The sequence below is a fragment of the Cyanobacterium aponinum PCC 10605 genome (assembly GCF_000317675.1).
GTDB lineage: Bacteria > Cyanobacteriota > Cyanobacteriia > Cyanobacteriales > Cyanobacteriaceae > PCC-10605.
In genome coordinates this window covers 335,043-351,024 of sequence record NC_019776.1, presented here as the reverse complement: position 1 = coordinate 351,024, position 15,982 = coordinate 335,043, and the positions used below count along the sequence as shown (strand labels likewise).

Annotated in this window: 13 protein-coding genes and 1 riboswitch; of the genes, 7 read left to right on the top strand and 6 right to left on the bottom strand. The window is 36.8% G+C overall.

Annotated features, from left to right (window positions below; translation table 11 throughout):
• The first annotated feature begins 6 nt into the window (after positions 1 to 6).
• Together CYAN10605_RS01425 and topA are read left to right on the top strand one after the other, a co-directional pair.
• The gene (locus tag CYAN10605_RS01425) at positions 7 to 1,098 is read left to right on the top strand and encodes an AbrB family transcriptional regulator (protein ID WP_015218160.1); all 1,092 of its coding nucleotides are present in this window, start codon (positions 7 to 9) and stop codon (positions 1,096 to 1,098) included.
• Positions 1,099 to 1,789: 691 nt separating this feature from the next.
• The gene (gene topA / locus CYAN10605_RS01420) at positions 1,790 to 4,414 is read left to right on the top strand and encodes a type I DNA topoisomerase (RefSeq protein WP_015218159.1); all 2,625 of its coding nucleotides are present in this window, start codon (positions 1,790 to 1,792) and stop codon (positions 4,412 to 4,414) included.
• 81 nt (positions 4,415 to 4,495) lie between these two features.
• Here the strand turns inward: topA and CYAN10605_RS01415 are convergent, their stop codons facing one another.
• Complete coding sequence (locus CYAN10605_RS01415) at positions 4,496 to 5,086, bottom strand: thylakoid membrane photosystem I accumulation factor (protein ID WP_015218158.1); 591 nt, start codon at positions 5,084 to 5,086, stop codon at positions 4,496 to 4,498.
• A gap of 85 nt (positions 5,087 to 5,171) precedes the next feature.
• On the opposite strand from CYAN10605_RS01415, the gene CYAN10605_RS01410 reads away from it, so the two are divergent.
• Positions 5,172 to 5,642, top strand: a complete 471-nt coding sequence (locus CYAN10605_RS01410) for a J domain-containing protein (protein WP_015218157.1) — start codon at positions 5,172 to 5,174, stop codon at positions 5,640 to 5,642.
• A gap of 53 nt (positions 5,643 to 5,695) precedes the next feature.
• Complete coding sequence (locus CYAN10605_RS01405) at positions 5,696 to 5,968, top strand: DUF3143 domain-containing protein (protein WP_015218156.1); 273 nt, start codon at positions 5,696 to 5,698, stop codon at positions 5,966 to 5,968.
• 394 nt (positions 5,969 to 6,362) lie between these two features.
• Here CYAN10605_RS01405 and ccmO read toward each other — a convergent pair whose 3' ends face one another.
• On the bottom strand, positions 6,363 to 7,196 hold the full coding sequence (gene ccmO / locus CYAN10605_RS01400) for a beta-carboxysome assembly protein CcmO (RefSeq protein ID WP_015218155.1): 834 nt from the start codon (positions 7,194 to 7,196) through the stop codon (positions 6,363 to 6,365).
• A 153-nt stretch (positions 7,197 to 7,349) separates the two neighbouring features.
• Positions 7,350 to 7,445, top strand: a riboswitch (TPP riboswitch).
• A gap of 5 nt (positions 7,446 to 7,450) precedes the next feature.
• Between ccmO and thiC the strand changes: the two genes are divergently transcribed.
• Positions 7,451 to 8,833 carry a phosphomethylpyrimidine synthase gene (thiC, locus tag CYAN10605_RS01395; RefSeq protein WP_015218154.1) on the top strand — a complete coding sequence of 461 codons (1,383 nt, stop codon included), beginning with the start codon at positions 7,451 to 7,453 and terminating at the stop codon, positions 8,831 to 8,833.
• A gap of 58 nt (positions 8,834 to 8,891) precedes the next feature.
• Here the strand turns inward: thiC and recJ are convergent, their stop codons facing one another.
• The 4 genes from recJ to CYAN10605_RS01375 all read right to left on the bottom strand — a co-directional run bounded on the left by recJ (position 8,892) and on the right by CYAN10605_RS01375 (position 13,629).
• Positions 8,892 to 10,619 (bottom strand): single-stranded-DNA-specific exonuclease RecJ, encoded by a 1,728-nt coding sequence (gene recJ, locus CYAN10605_RS01390; RefSeq protein ID WP_015218153.1) that lies wholly within the window; start codon positions 10,617 to 10,619, stop codon positions 8,892 to 8,894.
• Positions 10,620 to 10,657: 38 nt separating this feature from the next.
• Entirely contained in the window at positions 10,658 to 11,410 is a 753-nt protein-coding gene (gene uppS, locus CYAN10605_RS01385) for an undecaprenyl pyrophosphate synthase (protein ID WP_015218152.1), read from the bottom strand.
• 181 nt (positions 11,411 to 11,591) lie between these two features.
• Complete coding sequence (gene argH / locus CYAN10605_RS01380) at positions 11,592 to 12,977, bottom strand: argininosuccinate lyase (RefSeq protein WP_015218151.1); 1,386 nt, start codon at positions 12,975 to 12,977, stop codon at positions 11,592 to 11,594.
• A 466-nt stretch (positions 12,978 to 13,443) separates the two neighbouring features.
• Positions 13,444 to 13,629 carry a hypothetical protein gene (locus tag CYAN10605_RS01375; protein ID WP_015218150.1) on the bottom strand — a complete coding sequence of 62 codons (186 nt, stop codon included), beginning with the start codon at positions 13,627 to 13,629 and terminating at the stop codon, positions 13,444 to 13,446.
• A 173-nt stretch (positions 13,630 to 13,802) separates the two neighbouring features.
• On the opposite strand from CYAN10605_RS01375, the gene CYAN10605_RS01370 reads away from it, so the two are divergent.
• Positions 13,803 to 14,540 (top strand): LmeA family phospholipid-binding protein, encoded by a 738-nt coding sequence (locus CYAN10605_RS01370; RefSeq protein ID WP_015218149.1) that lies wholly within the window; start codon positions 13,803 to 13,805, stop codon positions 14,538 to 14,540.
• 431 nt (positions 14,541 to 14,971) lie between these two features.
• Positions 14,972 to 15,976: an aldo/keto reductase gene (locus CYAN10605_RS01365; RefSeq protein ID WP_015218148.1), complete on the top strand. Its 1,005-nt coding sequence runs from the start codon at positions 14,972 to 14,974 to the stop codon at positions 15,974 to 15,976.
• The last annotated feature ends 6 nt before the right edge of the window (positions 15,977 to 15,982 follow it).

Here is a 15,982-nt window from a genome sequence, read left to right as displayed (position 1 = left end):
GGGAAAATGTCATCAGCAATTTTGGATTATAAAAATATTATTCGCATCATTGGTTTAATCATTTTAGCTATCGCTTTTTCTTGGTTTGGAGAAATACTTAATTTACCCATACCTTATTTACTTATACCTCTGTTTCTTGGGGTGATAGTGGTAGTTGTTGAAAAAAAACCTCAGCCTTTACCTAAACTATTTAGCGTTATCGGACAAGCTATTATTGCCATAGTTACAGCCAGTCGTTTTTCCTTAGAAACATTCACCCAAGCTCAGAATTTCTTTTTCCCTTTACTATTGTGTATTCTCATCACTGCAACGTTAAGTTTAATCAATGGATATGTTATCTATAAATGGGCTAATATTGACTTAGCCACTAGCTTTTTAGGTTGTATTCCGGGGGCAGGACCTAGTTTAGTCGCTATGAGTGAAGATATGGGAGCAGATGCGATCGCAGTTGCTGTGTTACAATACCTAAGAATTCTAATGGTGTCCGTAATTATTCCCATCATTGCTAGTTTTTACACCAATCAAACACCCATCTCACCAATAATAGTTACAACAAATCAACGGTTATTACCTTCCCTCCCCTTAATCGTTAATATTATCTTAATTAGTATTTTTGTTTTTATTAGTATTAAAATCGGCGAAAAAATTCAACTGCCTTCCAACTTATTTCTTGCACCCTTTTTTTGTGGCTTACTTATCTTTTCCTTTTCTCCTTACGAAATCGACATTCCTAGTTATATCTTTCGGGGAGGACTACTGTTGTTAGGATTATCTATCGGTGTAAAATTTGAAGTGGAAACAATCCAAAAACTCTTAAAAGCAGTTCTCATTGAAGTAGGATTAGTATTACTGCTTATTTTTACTTGTTTTCTTGCAGGTTACGGATTTCATCTCATGACCAAAATTGATACCTTAACAGCCTTATTAGGTTCAACCCCCGGAGGATTAACCGCCATGATGGCAACGGTAATAGAGTTAGGAGGGGATTCTGCTTTAGTACTAACCATGCAAATGATGAGAATGCTATTAATACTTACCCTCAGTCCATTTTTTGCCGCATCTCTGATGAAAAAATCGTCGGAAACTACGCAAAATTAAACCCGCCATAGAAAGTTAGGCGGGTATCACACATTTGATAATGAAATTGAACTCAAAAATTAATTTCCAGAAAAATCTTACTAAAGGTTGACAATGAAAATTTGAAACAGCCCTTGACATCTCACCGTTTCTCAACCCACTTATCAAGAAACTCTTAATTCAGAGAAAGAACGACATGATAGAAACCATCTATCTACATTTCACAACACTTCGCCTTATCGCTTCTACTCGAATAAGAAATAACTCCATCAAACATAAGTAGATCAAGGAGAATTATGCTCTACAATTTTGAGATCAAGAGAGATCAATCATGGATCAGAGGGGCGGTACTAGCTCTAATCACTCATTTAAGAAAGGTTATTAGCCTTTTTTGTACCTAACAATTAGTTTAAATAACCGAAGTTTAAATAGCCAGAAAAAATCTGTTTTTGTAATATTTGTTGATTTTAGTTAATATTTAGCAATAAATCAGAATTAGGAGTTAAGAGTTCGGGATTTTTAATCTTTAATTTTTAATTATCAACTATTCACTATTCACCTTTGTCCCTTGCCCCTTGCCCATTGTCCTTTTTTAATCTATTTACTATTGACTAATTGAAAAATTCCTAAAGGCGATCGATCTTGGTTATGCTAAAAGAATAAGTTATATAAATTATGTAAAGTAGAGTCAGAGAGAGTATAAGAATTTTCTATGTCAACATTAGTTATAGTTGAATCACCTACCAAAGCCAAAACCATCCGTAACTATTTACCAAAAGATTATATTGTAGAAGCGTCCATGGGTCATGTGCGGGATTTGCCTTCTTCTTCTGCGGAAGTTCCTGCTGAGTATAAACAATATCCTTGGAGTCGTTTGGGGGTAAATGTTGAGCAGAATTTTGAGCCAATTTATGTAATTCCCAAAGGGAAGAATAAAGTTGTACAACAGTTGAAAAAGGCTTTAGCCAATGCAGAAGAATTAATCCTTGCCACAGACGAAGACAGAGAGGGGGAAAGTATTAGTTGGCATTTGTTACAGTTATTAAAGCCTAATGTGCCAATAAAAAGAATGGTTTTCCATGAGATTACCAAAGAAGCGATTAATCAGGCTTTATCTAATTGTCGGGATATTGACGAAAATTTAGTTCATGCCCAAGAAACTAGAAGAATTTTAGATCGTTTAGTGGGCTATACTCTCTCTCCTTTACTTTGGAAAAAAATTGCAAGAGGTTTATCGGCTGGTAGAGTGCAATCGGTGGCGGTGCGTTTGTTGGTGCAAAGAGAAAGGGAAAGAAGAGCTTTTGTACAAGCTAAATACTGGGATTTAAAGGCTTTATTGTGTCAGGATAAAAGTGATTTTGAGGCAAAATTAATCACCTTAGACGGCAAAAAATTAGCTACTGGGAGCGATTTTGATTCGAAAACAGGGCAGTTAATTAAGAATAAAAAAGTCGTTGTTTTATCAGAGGAAGAAGCCACTGCTTTACAGAAACAGTTAAAGGGTAAAACTTGGACTGTTACCGATTGTGAGGAAAAACCCACGAAGCGATCGCCCTATCCCCCCTTCACTACTTCTACTTTACAACAGGAAGCTAACCGTAAACTCGGTTTAGGGGCAAAAGATACCATGCGTATCGCTCAAAGTCTCTATGAAAATGGTTATATCACCTACATGAGAACTGACTCGGTACATCTTTCCGAACAGGCGATCGCAGCCGCTCGAAGTTGTGTAGAACAAATGTATGGAAAAGAATATTTAAGTCCAAAACCGAAGCAGTATAAAACCAAAGCCAAAGGAGCACAGGAAGCCCATGAAGCCATACGCCCTGCTGGAAGTACCTTTAAACTACCGAAAGAAACAGGGTTAAGAGACAAAGAATTTGCTCTCTATGACTTGATTTGGAAGCGTACCGTTGCCTGTCAAATGGCGGATGCCCAATTAACCCAAATTGCCGTTAACATTGCCGTAGAAAACGCTGTATTTCGTTCTAGCGGTAAACGCATTGATTTTGCAGGGTTTTTCCGTGCTTATGTAGAGGGATCAGATGATCCAGAAGCGGCATTAGAAAACCAAGAGGTAATTCTCCCTGATTTAAAAGTGGGCGATCGCCCCGATTGTAAAAAATTGGATGTAGTGGGGCATGAAACCCAACCTCCTGCCCGTTACACCGAAGCATCCCTAGTGAAAACCCTTGAAAGTGAAAGCGTAGGTCGTCCTAGCACTTATGCTAGTATTATCGGTACAATTATTGACAGAGGCTATGCTCAAATTCGTCAAAAAGCCTTAATTCCCACCTTTACCGCCTTTGCCGTCACGGACTTATTAGAAAAGAATTTTCAAGAATTAGTGGATACTAAATTCACCTCGAAAATGGAGCAAACCCTTGATGATATTGCTTCTGGGCAAGAACAATGGTTGCCTTATCTGCGAAAATTCTATCAAGGAGAAAACGGCTTAGAAAATCAAGTCAAACAACGGGAAACGGAAATTGATGCCCTACAAGCTAAAGTAATCGATCTGGAAAATCTCGAAGGAGCAACCGTTAAAATAGGTAAATTTGGCCCTTATATTGAATCTCAGGAAGGGGAAGAAATTATCAAATCATCCTTACCAGAAGACTTAACTCCTGCAGATTTAGACCCCGAACAAATCCAAACCCTTTTAAAACAGAAAAAAGAAGGACCTACAGTCTTAGGACACGATCCAGAAACAGGCTTTCCCGTCTATCTTTTAATTGGCACTTATGGCCCCTATGTACAGCTAGGAGATGAACCCATCGGCAGGGCGAAAAAACCAAAAACCTCTTCCTTCCCTAAAGGGGTGCAACTAGAAGATATTAACCTAGAAATGGCTTTAGCTTACTTGCAACTTCCCCGAACTTTGGGAGAACATCCAGAAACAGGTAAACCGATAAAAGCCGCTCTCGGTCGTTATGGACCTTACATCGTTCATGATCAAGGAAAAGATGGTAAAGACTATCGCTCTCTCAAAGAAGATGATGTTTTAACCGTCACTTTAGAAAGAGCTTTGGAAATCTTAGCACAACCAAAATCTACCAGAGGCAAACGAGGCAAAACAAAGACTCCCTTAAGAGAATTAGGTAATCATCCAGAAGATAATGAACCCATTAACATTTATCAAGGTCCTTATGGGGTCTATTTTCAACATGGTAAAACCAACGTTAAATTACCAGAAGGGGAAACGGTAGAAAGTATGTCTTTAGAAAAAGCCTTAGCTTTACTCCAAGAGAAAGAGGGAGGGAAAAAAACCACCACTAAAAGGAAAAAAGCAACTACCGCTAAAAAGACAACTAGAAGGAAAACAACTAAGAAATAAACAGAGTTCGGGGTTCGGGGTTCGGAGTTCTGGATTTTTAATTTTTAATTCTTAATTATTCATCCTTACCTCTTGCCCCTTTTAACTTTGCCCATTGCCTTTTTCTTCTGGGACTAATTCACTATTAAACTCATTAAAGGTTTTACGTTTTAATTCTACAGATTGCGATCGAGGTAATAGATTGAAAACTTTTCTTAATACGTCATCAACGGCTTCAAACTGAATAACACCGGCTTCATCAAATACTTTTTGGCGATTTTCGTCTAAGACAACGGTTTGAGGAATTGCACCACGATAGTAATAACCCACTTCGTCAGGTTGATATTTTTCTTTCACAGGAATACTATCTACAGAAACGGGAATAATACTAGCAACTTTTCCATAAAATTCTTGTAAGCGAGAGACAATAAAAGCAAATTGTTTAGAATCGCTATTGTCATCAAGGTAGTAAACCAAAATAACAGGAATTTTTCTGTCAAAGGACTGTTTTAAAGTCAGTTTAGGGGGAACAAGAGAACCATTACCAGCATAAACCACAAAAATATTACCGTCGTAACGATCATTATTGATGTCGGCATAGCTAGAAGAGGTATTAGTTAGCCAAATTGAGAGAGAACAAAATAAGATTAAACAGACTTTAATTAAACCAGAAATAAAAGGTGCGATCGACATATATTTATCTAAAATTTGGTTAAGGTAAAAAAATAAAACCTTGTACTAGAATATTGAAACAAATAGTCATTGTCAAAAGAAAAAAGTGAATTCTGATTATAATCGCAAAACCCAATATACAACTATTACAAAGGAATATTTTGCGGATACTCACTATGGCTTATTGAAATTACATCCTTCAGCTTCTGTAATGGAGATTAGAAGGGCATATCGAGAGTTGAGTAAATTTTATCATCCTGACACGACGGATTTGCCCCCAGAAGAAGCAAAACAAAAATTTCAGCGTCTAAATGAGGCTTACGGAGTCCTTGCTAATCCTGAAACCCGTTTAAAATATGATTTACAAATAGGTTATTCCCGTTGGAACGTGATTCAGAGTCCCTATGATTTTTCACGGGCTAATGAGTATGATAGCTCAAAAGCTAGTTATTTAGATCCGAGCGATCGCCCTTTATCTGCCGGAGAATTATTTGCTTTATTGTTAATGGGTTTAACCATATTCGGATGTATGATATTAGCCTTTTGTCTTGCTTGGTGGAGAACTTCTAATATATAGTGATAAGTGTTTGACCGAGAATTAACAACTTTGGCACTTTTGATCTAAAAATAATGGCACAATTAACACCACAAAGTCCACTGTACAATTTTCCCTTACCTGAAATTGAAGCATGGTTAAAAAAAATGGGATGTGACCAAAATCCCCAAGAATTGAACTGTTGGTATGTTAAAAAAGGAAATTGGGAGGCAGAAATTACCTTAGATATAGAGGATATTTGTGTCAGTTATCTGAATGCAGGTGCAGACGGCAGTGATATAAAAAGGGCTTTCCCTTACTCTTTGTCTCGTCAAGATATTGAAGATGCTGTTTTTTCAGGTCCATAATTTGAAAGGGTGATGGGCGGATGAGAGGAGTTGGGGGTTTTTAATTCTTAATTAACCTGAGTTTTGGATAAGCTGAAAGCATCCCAACTCGTAGTCAGAAAATCTTATAGCTTCTTAGAAATAACGATAAAATTGCCTTAATCCGAACTGACTTAAACAAGGGGCTTAAGCCCCTTGCCTAGGTCAGAAGAAAGCCCCTTGCTAAAAACCCCTACCACCCCAAAACCCTAAGCCCCTACTTCCCCTCTCACCCCCTCACTTCATCACCCTCTCCTCCGAACTCCGAACTCATTTCTCCCTCTCACCTCATCACCCCAACACCTGCAACCTGCAACCTGACACCTGATTAACCTTATCGGATATTCTTAAACCAAATTGAGGTTAATATTAGTTTTTAGTTATCTTCATCATCACTTTCAGGACTCAACTCCAACTCAGAACTTAACTCTAACTGAGATTCTAATTTTGCCTCTTGCTTAACTTTTTCTCTTGTTTCAAAAGTAAGAGGGATTTTTTCTAATTCAGGTAATGCCACTAATTTACGTTTTGCTCTTTCTTTCTGTCTCGACGTAAATGTAGGTAAAGGATGCTCTTTATTTTCTTGCTCTAACCAATAGTTAGCAACGGGTAAAGTATGCTCTAAATCTTCTAGGAGTCGAGGAATAATCATCACGGCATTCAAGTCGCCAATCCTTTCTGCTTCAGCCATTCCAGCTTCGATCGCAACTGCTACATTTGCCACTGAACCTCTAACTATCACTGTACACAACCCCGCCCCAATAGTTTCATAAGAAGCTAACTGCACATCTGCTGACTTTAACATTGCATCAGCCGCTCCCACCATAGCGGGAAATCCTTTTGTTTCTAACAAACCAATCGAACGATTACTTAAACGGCTAAAGCCCCTTTTTTGTTGTGCTACCTCTACCAAACGGCTACCAATGGGAAAAACTGCCTCTAAATTAGGCATCGGGCGAGGAATAATTAATTTTGTGTGTAATTGACCTATTTGCTCCGCCATTTTCGCCCCTTCTTCCACCGCCAAACGCACATCTGCGATTCTTCCCCTGACAATAGCAGTACAATGTCCCGCACCAATTTTCTCATAACCTACTAACATCACCTCAGCAGATTTCAACATCATGTCAGCCGTTCCCACAATGGCAGGAAAGCTGTAAGTAGAAACCAAACCAAGGGCGCTATCGGGACTAATGTGCCTATGTCTCATGAAAATGATACGATTGTTTTAAGTAAGTAGTGTGATTGTTTAAGATTTTCTTAACTGTATCTACTCTATAATCATACATCTATTGTTGATAAATAGCAATTGGGGATTGGAGTTGACTATTAGCCATTCTCACTCAAATAATGATACAATTTAGCACATAGCTAGGGGTGTCTAATTTGTTAGGCTGAGAAAAACCCTTAGAACCTGAGACTGGGTAATACCAGCGTAGGAAAGCTGTTTATAGAGGAAAAAATATGCGTACAGAATGGATAGCGAAACGTCGTGGACAAGCTAACGTGTCTCAAATGCACTATGCTCGTCAAGGTGTTATTACCGAAGAAATGCACTATGTAGCGACAAGAGAAAACTTACCTGCCGAGTTGATTCGAGATGAAGTGGCAAGGGGCAGAATGATTATTCCTGCTAATATTAATCACCCCAATCTTGAGCCTATGTGCATTGGTATTGCCTCTAAGTGTAAGGTAAATGCGAATATTGGTGCTTCTCCTAACTCGTCCAATATTGATGAGGAGGTAGCTAAATTAAACTTAGCGGTAAAATATGGTGCAGATACCGTCATGGATTTATCCACTGGGGGCGGTAATTTAGATGAAATTCGCACAGCAATTATTAATGCTTCTCCAGTACCCATTGGTACAGTTCCTATTTACCAAGCCCTAGAAAGTGTACACGGAAAAATCGAAAATCTTACCGCCGATGACTTTTTACACATCATCGAAAAACACGCTCAACAAGGTGTTGATTATATGACTATTCATGCAGGTATTTTAATTGAATACTTGCCTTTAGTACGTAATCGTATCACTGGTATTGTGTCCCGTGGTGGTGGTATTATTGCCCGTTGGATGTTGCATCATCATAAACAAAATCCCCTTTACACCCATTTTGATGATATTATCGAAATCTTTAAGAAATATGATGTTTCTTTCAGTTTGGGTGATTCTTTACGCCCCGGTTGTACCCATGATGCTTCTGATGAGGCTCAATTATCAGAGTTAAAAACTTTAGGACAATTAACTCGCCGTGCGTGGGAACATGATGTACAAGTAATGGTAGAAGGTCCTGGCCATGTACCCATGGATCAAATTGAGTTCAATGTGAAAAAACAAATGGAAGAATGCTCAGAGGCTCCTTTCTATGTTTTGGGTCCTTTGGTGACAGATATTGCTCCCGGTTATGATCATATCACAAGTGCGATCGGAGCGGCTATGGCTGGTTGGTATGGTACTGCGATGCTATGCTATGTTACCCCTAAAGAACATTTGGGCTTACCTAACGCCGAAGATGTCCGTAATGGCTTAATTGCTTATAAAATTGCGGCTCATGCGGCAGATATTGCCCGTCATCGCCCCGGTGCAAGAGATAGAGATGATGAACTTTCTAAAGCTCGTTATAACTTTGACTGGAATCGTCAATTTGAGCTATCTTTAGATCCAGACAGGGCAAGAGAATACCATGATGAGACATTACCTGCGGATATTTATAAAGAAGCAGAATTTTGTTCTATGTGTGGTCCTAAATTCTGTCCTATGCAAACTAAAGTAGATGCGGATGCTTTAACAGAGTTGGAAAAATTCTTAGCAAAAGAGGCTAGTAGTAAGCAACCTGTGGCATAGTTCTCTCTTTGAGTCTTAATGGTGGGCATTGCCCACCCTACTCCACAATTTCATCAACTCAAAGATTTTGTCGGATGCCAACTAATTCTAGTTGAATAGATTTTTCTCCTTGCCATTCATTTTCTTTTAGTTTATAGGCAATATCCACTATTTTAGGTAGAGGTGAATATACCGCCCAACGCCATGCGATCGCTTTTAGTTCTCTTGTACCATCAGAAATAAATAGTTGTAAATGCTCTCCTGTTTTAGTAATTCTTTCAGACTTGATTTCTACTTGGGGAGTCCAAAAAATCGGGGCTTTATTTTCAATACCCCAAGGGTATAAACTCTCAATTTCTTGTAATAATTTGAAGGTTATTTGTTCAAAGGTTATTTGAGTATCTATTTTAATTAAAGGTTTTAAATATTCAGGTAGTAAGCATTGATAAGAAAATTCTTTTAAACGTTGATGAATTAAATCTAAGTTTTTCGCTTCAAAACTAAAACCTCCTGCGGCTTTATGACCCCCATATTTCTTTAATAAATCATCACAATATTGTAAAGCAGAAAATATATTATATTCTTCAATTCCTCTCGCTGAACCTCTTATTATACTTGGTTCTTCATCTTCATAAGTACCGATAAAAACTGGCACTCCATAACGTTCTACTAAACGAGAGGCAACGATGCCAATTACACCATGATGCCAATGATTATTAATAATTAATAATACTCGATCTTCTTGCCATTTAATTGGTTTTGTTTCGATAATTTCTATGGCTTCTTTTTCGATTTGTTTGCATAATTCTTGACGAGTATGATTAGTTTGCTCACATTGCAATGCTTTAGTAATGGCGATTTGTTCGTCATCGGTGGTGAATAATTCAATGACAATTTGTGGGTCATCTAATCTACCGATAGCATTGACTCTTGGCCCTAATTTAAAACCTATATCATCAGAATGCAACTGTTTTTTTTCTTCCGTTAATCCTGCACATTTACTTAGGGCTTGAATTCCTAGAATATCTGATTTAGGAAGTAGTTTTAAACCTCTTTTTAACCAACGGCGATTCACCCCAGTTAAAGGGGCAAGATCTGCGATCGTACCTATGGTGTATAATTCTAAAAGAGATTTAGTTAAACCGTCTAATTTTCCTAAAGATTGAGCCAAACAAACTCCTAATACATAAGCTACTCCGACTCCTGCTAATCCATAATAGGGAGAAGTTTCCGGGAGAAGTTTGGGATTGAGAATAGCATCGGCAGGGGGTAATTTTTCTGGGAGGTCATGATGGTCGGTTATAATAACCTTTAAACCTAATTCTTTTGCCCTTTTGATGGGATTATAAGCAGAAATACCATTATCTACCGTCAGAATTAAACTTACTCCTTCTTGCTTAAATTCTTCGACAATACGTTCATTAATACCATAACCGTCTTTCATACGACTGGGAATAGCATAATCTACTTTTGCTTCAAGGTGTTTTAAGGCTCTAATCAGTAAAGCTGTACTGGTCATCCCGTCTGCATCATAGTCTCCACAGATAGCTATTTTTGCCCCAGATGCGATCGCATCTTTTAATAATTGAATACTATGGGGTAAATCGGGAAACTCTGCGAGGGGAGAAGGTAAGTTAACAGTTTCGGGGGTGATATAGGCTTGGGCGGAGTCTATATCGTCAATGCCACGATTAGCGATAACCTGTGCCATGATGGGAGAAACCCCAAAGTGCTTAACAATATCTGTAACGATGTGAGGTTGAGAAGGATAAAATTTCCAACGTTGACGGGGTAAATTATGTGTCATTCCTTAATAAACTAATGATTTACGGTACTTAATTATTTTTATTCTTTCACCTTGCCGAAACGTCTGTCTCTTTGTTGATAATTGAGCAAAGCCAGATGGAATTCTTCCCGATTAAAATCAGGCCACAGAGTATTAGTTACATAAATTTCGCTGTATGCCATTTGCCATAACAAAAAGTTACTCAAACGCATTTCACCACTGGTACGAATTAATAAATCTGGGGATTCTAAGCCGTTAGTGTAAAGATGACTTTCAAATAATTCCTCGTCTATATCTTCTAAATTTATTTTACCCTCTTGAACAGAAGATGCGATCGTACGACAGGCTTGGAGAATTTCCTGACGACTACCATAATTAGTAGCAATATTAAACTTAATACCCTTATTATATTTAGTCTCTTCCATTGAATGATAGATTTCTGCCTGTAAAGACTCTGGTAAAGCCTTTAAATCACCGATAAAACGGATTTTGACATTTTTTTCCATCATCTGTGCTAATTCTTTTCTTAAAACCCTTTCAAAAAGAGTTAAGAGAAATTCTACCTCAGTTACAGGCCTTCCCCAGTTTTCCGTAGAAAAAGCATAGGCAGTTAAAACTTTAATACCCCAATCGTCACAACAACGTAATAAACTTTTCAGAGTGTCAACACCTTTTTGATGTCCTACAATACGAGGGAAACCCCGACGTTTTGCCCAACGCCCATTACCATCCATTATCACTGCTACATGATGAGGAATTATTTTTGCATTCAAATCCGAAGGCAATTCAATTAGATTCTGTTTTAAATTCATGTTCAATTAGCTGTAGGAAATCAAAACACCCTAACCTTTAAAGTTTACTAGAATTTGACTAAATCATGATTAGTTGATAGTGAATTATGAATTATAAAAAGGGCAATGGGCAATGGTGAATAGTTTATAGTTGATAATTAATAATTAAAAACATCTGAAACCTTTTTCCTAATTCCGAATCTTAAACCACCATTTTTTCTTTCAAATTTGCGATCGCATCTTTTATTTGTGCAAAACCTGTACCACCGTAACTATTACGAGCAGAAACTACCTGTTTAGGTTTGATTGCTTCATAAATATCCGACTCAAAAGCAGGGTGTAATTGTTTCCATTCTTCGAGAGTTAAATCCTTAAGTAACTTATTCGCCGCTAAACTGGTTTTAACAACTTTGCCCACGAGGTTATAAGCCTCACGAAAAGGTACACCTTTACTGGCTAAATAGTCAGCCACATCGGTGGCGTTAGAAAAATCTTCGTCAACAGCTTCTGCGAGGCGTTGGGTGCGAAATTCCAGCCCTTCTGACATTAAAATAGTCATGGCGGTTAAGCTACCTTTAACGGTTTTTACTGTGTCAAAAATGCCCTCTTTATCCTCTTGTAAATCTTTGTTATAAGCAAGGGGCAAACCTTTCATAATGGTTAAAAGTGCCTGTAAATGCCCGAAAACTCGCCCCGTTTTTCCTCTCACTAATTCGGGAATATCAGGGTTTTTCTTCTGAGGCATGATACTTGATCCTGTAGAGCAGTTGTCTTTGAGAGTAATAAAGCTAAATTCTTGGGATGCCCACAAAATCAATTCTTCACTGATACGGCTAAGATGCACCATGATTAAGCTAGAGGCACAAAGAAATTCAATGGCAAAGTCTCGATCGCTCACTCCATCTAAGCTATTTTCGTAAATAGAGGCAAAATCTAATTCTTGGGCGCTAAAATGACGATCTATGGGGAAAGTTGTACCCGCCAATGCACCACAACCGAGGGGAGAAACATTGGTGCGATCGTAAATTTGTTCTAATCTTTCCCAATCCCGTTGCGCCATCTGACAATAAGCCATTAAATGATGAGCTAAACTAATGGGTTGCGCCCGTTGTAAATGAGTATAGCCGGGAATAAGGGTTTCAATGTGCTTTTCTGCGTGGTTTAATAGTGCCTTTTGCCACTCTCTCAATAAATCCTGAATTTGGCGAATTTGATCCCGCAAATAAAGTCTTATATCTGTACCCACTTGGTCATTGCGAGATCTACCAGTGTGTAACTTTTTACCTACATCTCCCACAATTTCTGTGAGTCTTCTTTCTACAGCAAAATGTACATCTTCTTGCTCAATACCGGGGTTAAAATTACCATCTCTATATTCTTGACGAATTTGGCTTAATCCTCTAATTAGTGTTTCTGCTTCTTCTGGGGTGATAATTCCTGTTAACCCAAGCATTTTAGCATGAGCCATAGAACCAGTGAGATCATACTCAATTAATTCAATATCAAAGCCAATACTCGCATTAAATTCCGCAATAATAGGATTTAAAGACGTTTCAAAGCGATCGCTCCAAGTTTGTTGTTTAGTCACAGTTCAAAATTAATAATCAACTAACGTAGTAAATATTATTGAATCAAATATTAAAAATGTCATCTAGTTAGTGTTGTAATTGACCAAAATCACCTCAGCTTTTCGGCAAAAATATCAGATAAGGACAGATTTTGGGGGTTGAAGAATGTTCAACCCTCATGGTGGCAGGTTTGACGATAAAGATTTTCTGAACATTTATTAATCAATCAAAGTATTAATCAATCAAAGAGGTGAAAATAAACAAATTAATTATTTAGGTTCTTCAGAGTGTGGTTATGATGAATTAAGAGAAACAGGACTTCCATAACCTTTATTAAATAGTGTTTATAGTAAAATAAAAACTAGAAGTTTATAAATTATTATTTAATAATCCCCTATTGCCTCTTGCCTCTTGCCTTTCAGCCTACCCTAACTAATAATTTACATACTCAAACTGATAGAGCCATTATTTATAACTTTAATTGTTCTAAAAACGAGTAAAAGAAGCAAAAATATAACCAAAAAATACACCAATCAACAAAGCCCAAATTTGTCCAGATTCAACAAAATTTTTCCAAGCATCAGACATTTGACCTAAAATATCAGGGTCTTCTACCATTTGAGCGAATAATCCATTATTAATCACTAAATCATAAATAGGTAACTCTGTCATGGAATTAATCTCCGTCAAGTATCAATATTTTTCACATTGAGTTAATCTTACTCAAATCTTGTACTCTCAGTTAAACTACTTTTTCATTAAGTTTTATTAAACCTAATTCTCAGAAAAATGTTAAAATAACTCTAAAATTTAAGTAAAAACCCTTATTTTTATAATAAATCAATATGTTACTGGGCAAATTCGACACTATTGGGGAAAAAACTATCAATAAAATTGCGGAAATGGCTTTTAAAAGTCAAATCAAATCTGCTAAATACCTAAGTGTACAAGTAAAAACAAATCCACAACAATTAGCCAAGGGAATTTTAGAATCATTAGATATTGATGGAAATGGTTTAATGATGCGGGAAAATCTCCCTTTGGAAAAAATGAGAATCACCCTCAATGATATTGCTGTTAGTCCTTTTAAGGCTTTAATGGGAAATGTGGAATTAACCCAACCTAGTCGAGGAAAAGCCCGTATTATTCTTAACGAAACAGATATTGAAACAATCTTAAATGTTGATAATCTTAATAGTAAATTAGGACAATACCCTACCGCATCAAAAGTATTTTTTAAAAGAGTAGATTTTCGGATTTTGTCTGATGGTAGAATTGCGATTAAAGCTAAATTAAAAGAACAAAATAGTAATAAATTAGAGAGTATTTGTTTAATTATAAAGCCTCGTATTTGTCAGCATAAAAAAGGTATTATTTTAGATGAATTTGCTTGTACTCAAGGAGAAAGTTGGTCAGCAACAGTAGTAAAGATTTTATTAGCAGAAGTGGGAAAAGTTTTAAATTTAGAAAATTTATTAATAGATGGAATTTATTTACAAGTAGATAAAATTAGCATCTCAGAAGGCAAACTTAATTTATTTGCTAACGCCGGTATTACTCATCTACCTAAATCAAAGAAGTAGGATAAAATAATTGACAAACGATTTTTTTTAAATCATATAAATAACTAAAATTATGGCTCTATCACTTCTCGTCGTGTAAATTATTGATGTTTGTTAAGAAATAGGCAATTATTAAATAATAATTTATAAATTTTTAGTTTGTATTTTGCCATGAATAATATTCAGTAGGCATTACAGAAATTCTTTTCTATTAATTTATAATAACCATTGTAGAAGAGCCAAAAAGTTTAAAGTAAAAAAATTATTTTTTCCAAATGTTTAATATATAAGGGTTAAAATTCTAACTACAAACCAATATTAAAATCATAATAATTAGACATCTCCAACAATTCTCAAAATAAGGGAACCAAGCCCTAACTACGAGCCTATATTAATATTTTCCACCAGATGTCTATTAAAGATAAAGACATAGTTAATTGTTCATGGAATAAATGAATTTTATTATTGAATCAAAAATTAAAGTAGCAGAAAATTTACATTTGTCCCCGATGGGTTGCGGTACTTGGGCTTGGGGAAATCGTTTTCTCTGGGGTTATGAGCCAGAAATGGATACTCAGTTACAGGAAACTTTTAATTTGCTGGTATCTCAAGGGGTTACTTGGTTTGATACTGGGGACTCTTATGGTACAGGTAAACTAAATGGGCGTAGTGAGACTTTATTAGGTAAGTTTAGCAGAGAGTATCAGGGGGATCATCAATCTGAAATTGCGATCGCAACTAAGTTGGCTGTATATCCTTGGCGTTTGACACCCCAATCAATGATTAATGCTTGTGAAAAATCCGCTCAAAGGTTGGGTAGAAAAGTTGATTTAGTACAATTGCATTGGTCTCCTGCAAAATATCTCCCTTGGCAAGAAAAGCCTTTATTAGAGGGTTTAGCAAGATTATCCAATCAAGGATTAGTGAAGGCAGTTGGGTTGTCTAATTATGGAGCAAAAAATCTGTTGAGTGCTTATGAATTTTTCCGAGAAAGAGGAGTGAAAATTAGTACCTTACAAGTGCAGTATTCTCTCCTTTCTACTTATCCTTTTGTCAAATTGCGCTTAAAGGAATTATGTCAGCAGTTGGATATTAAAATTATTGCCTATAGCCCCTTAACTTTAGGGCTTTTAACGGGAAAATACCGAGATTTGAACCATTTACCCTCTGGAGCTCGTCGTGGCTTATTTAAACAGTTATTACCTGCGATTAAACCTCTTTTATTGACCCTAGATGCGATCGCATCTGATAATGGAAAAACCATGGCACAAACAGCTATTAACTGGTGTATTTGTAAAGGTACAATTCCTATACCGGGGGCAAAAAATCCCCTTCAGGCGAGGGAAAATTTAGGGGCATTGGGATGGCGTTTGTCGAGAGGGGAAGTAGAAGAATTAGAGAGAGTGGCTTTAGGTTTAAATAAACAAATGATTCAAAATATTTTTCAAACCCGTTAGCCTTGG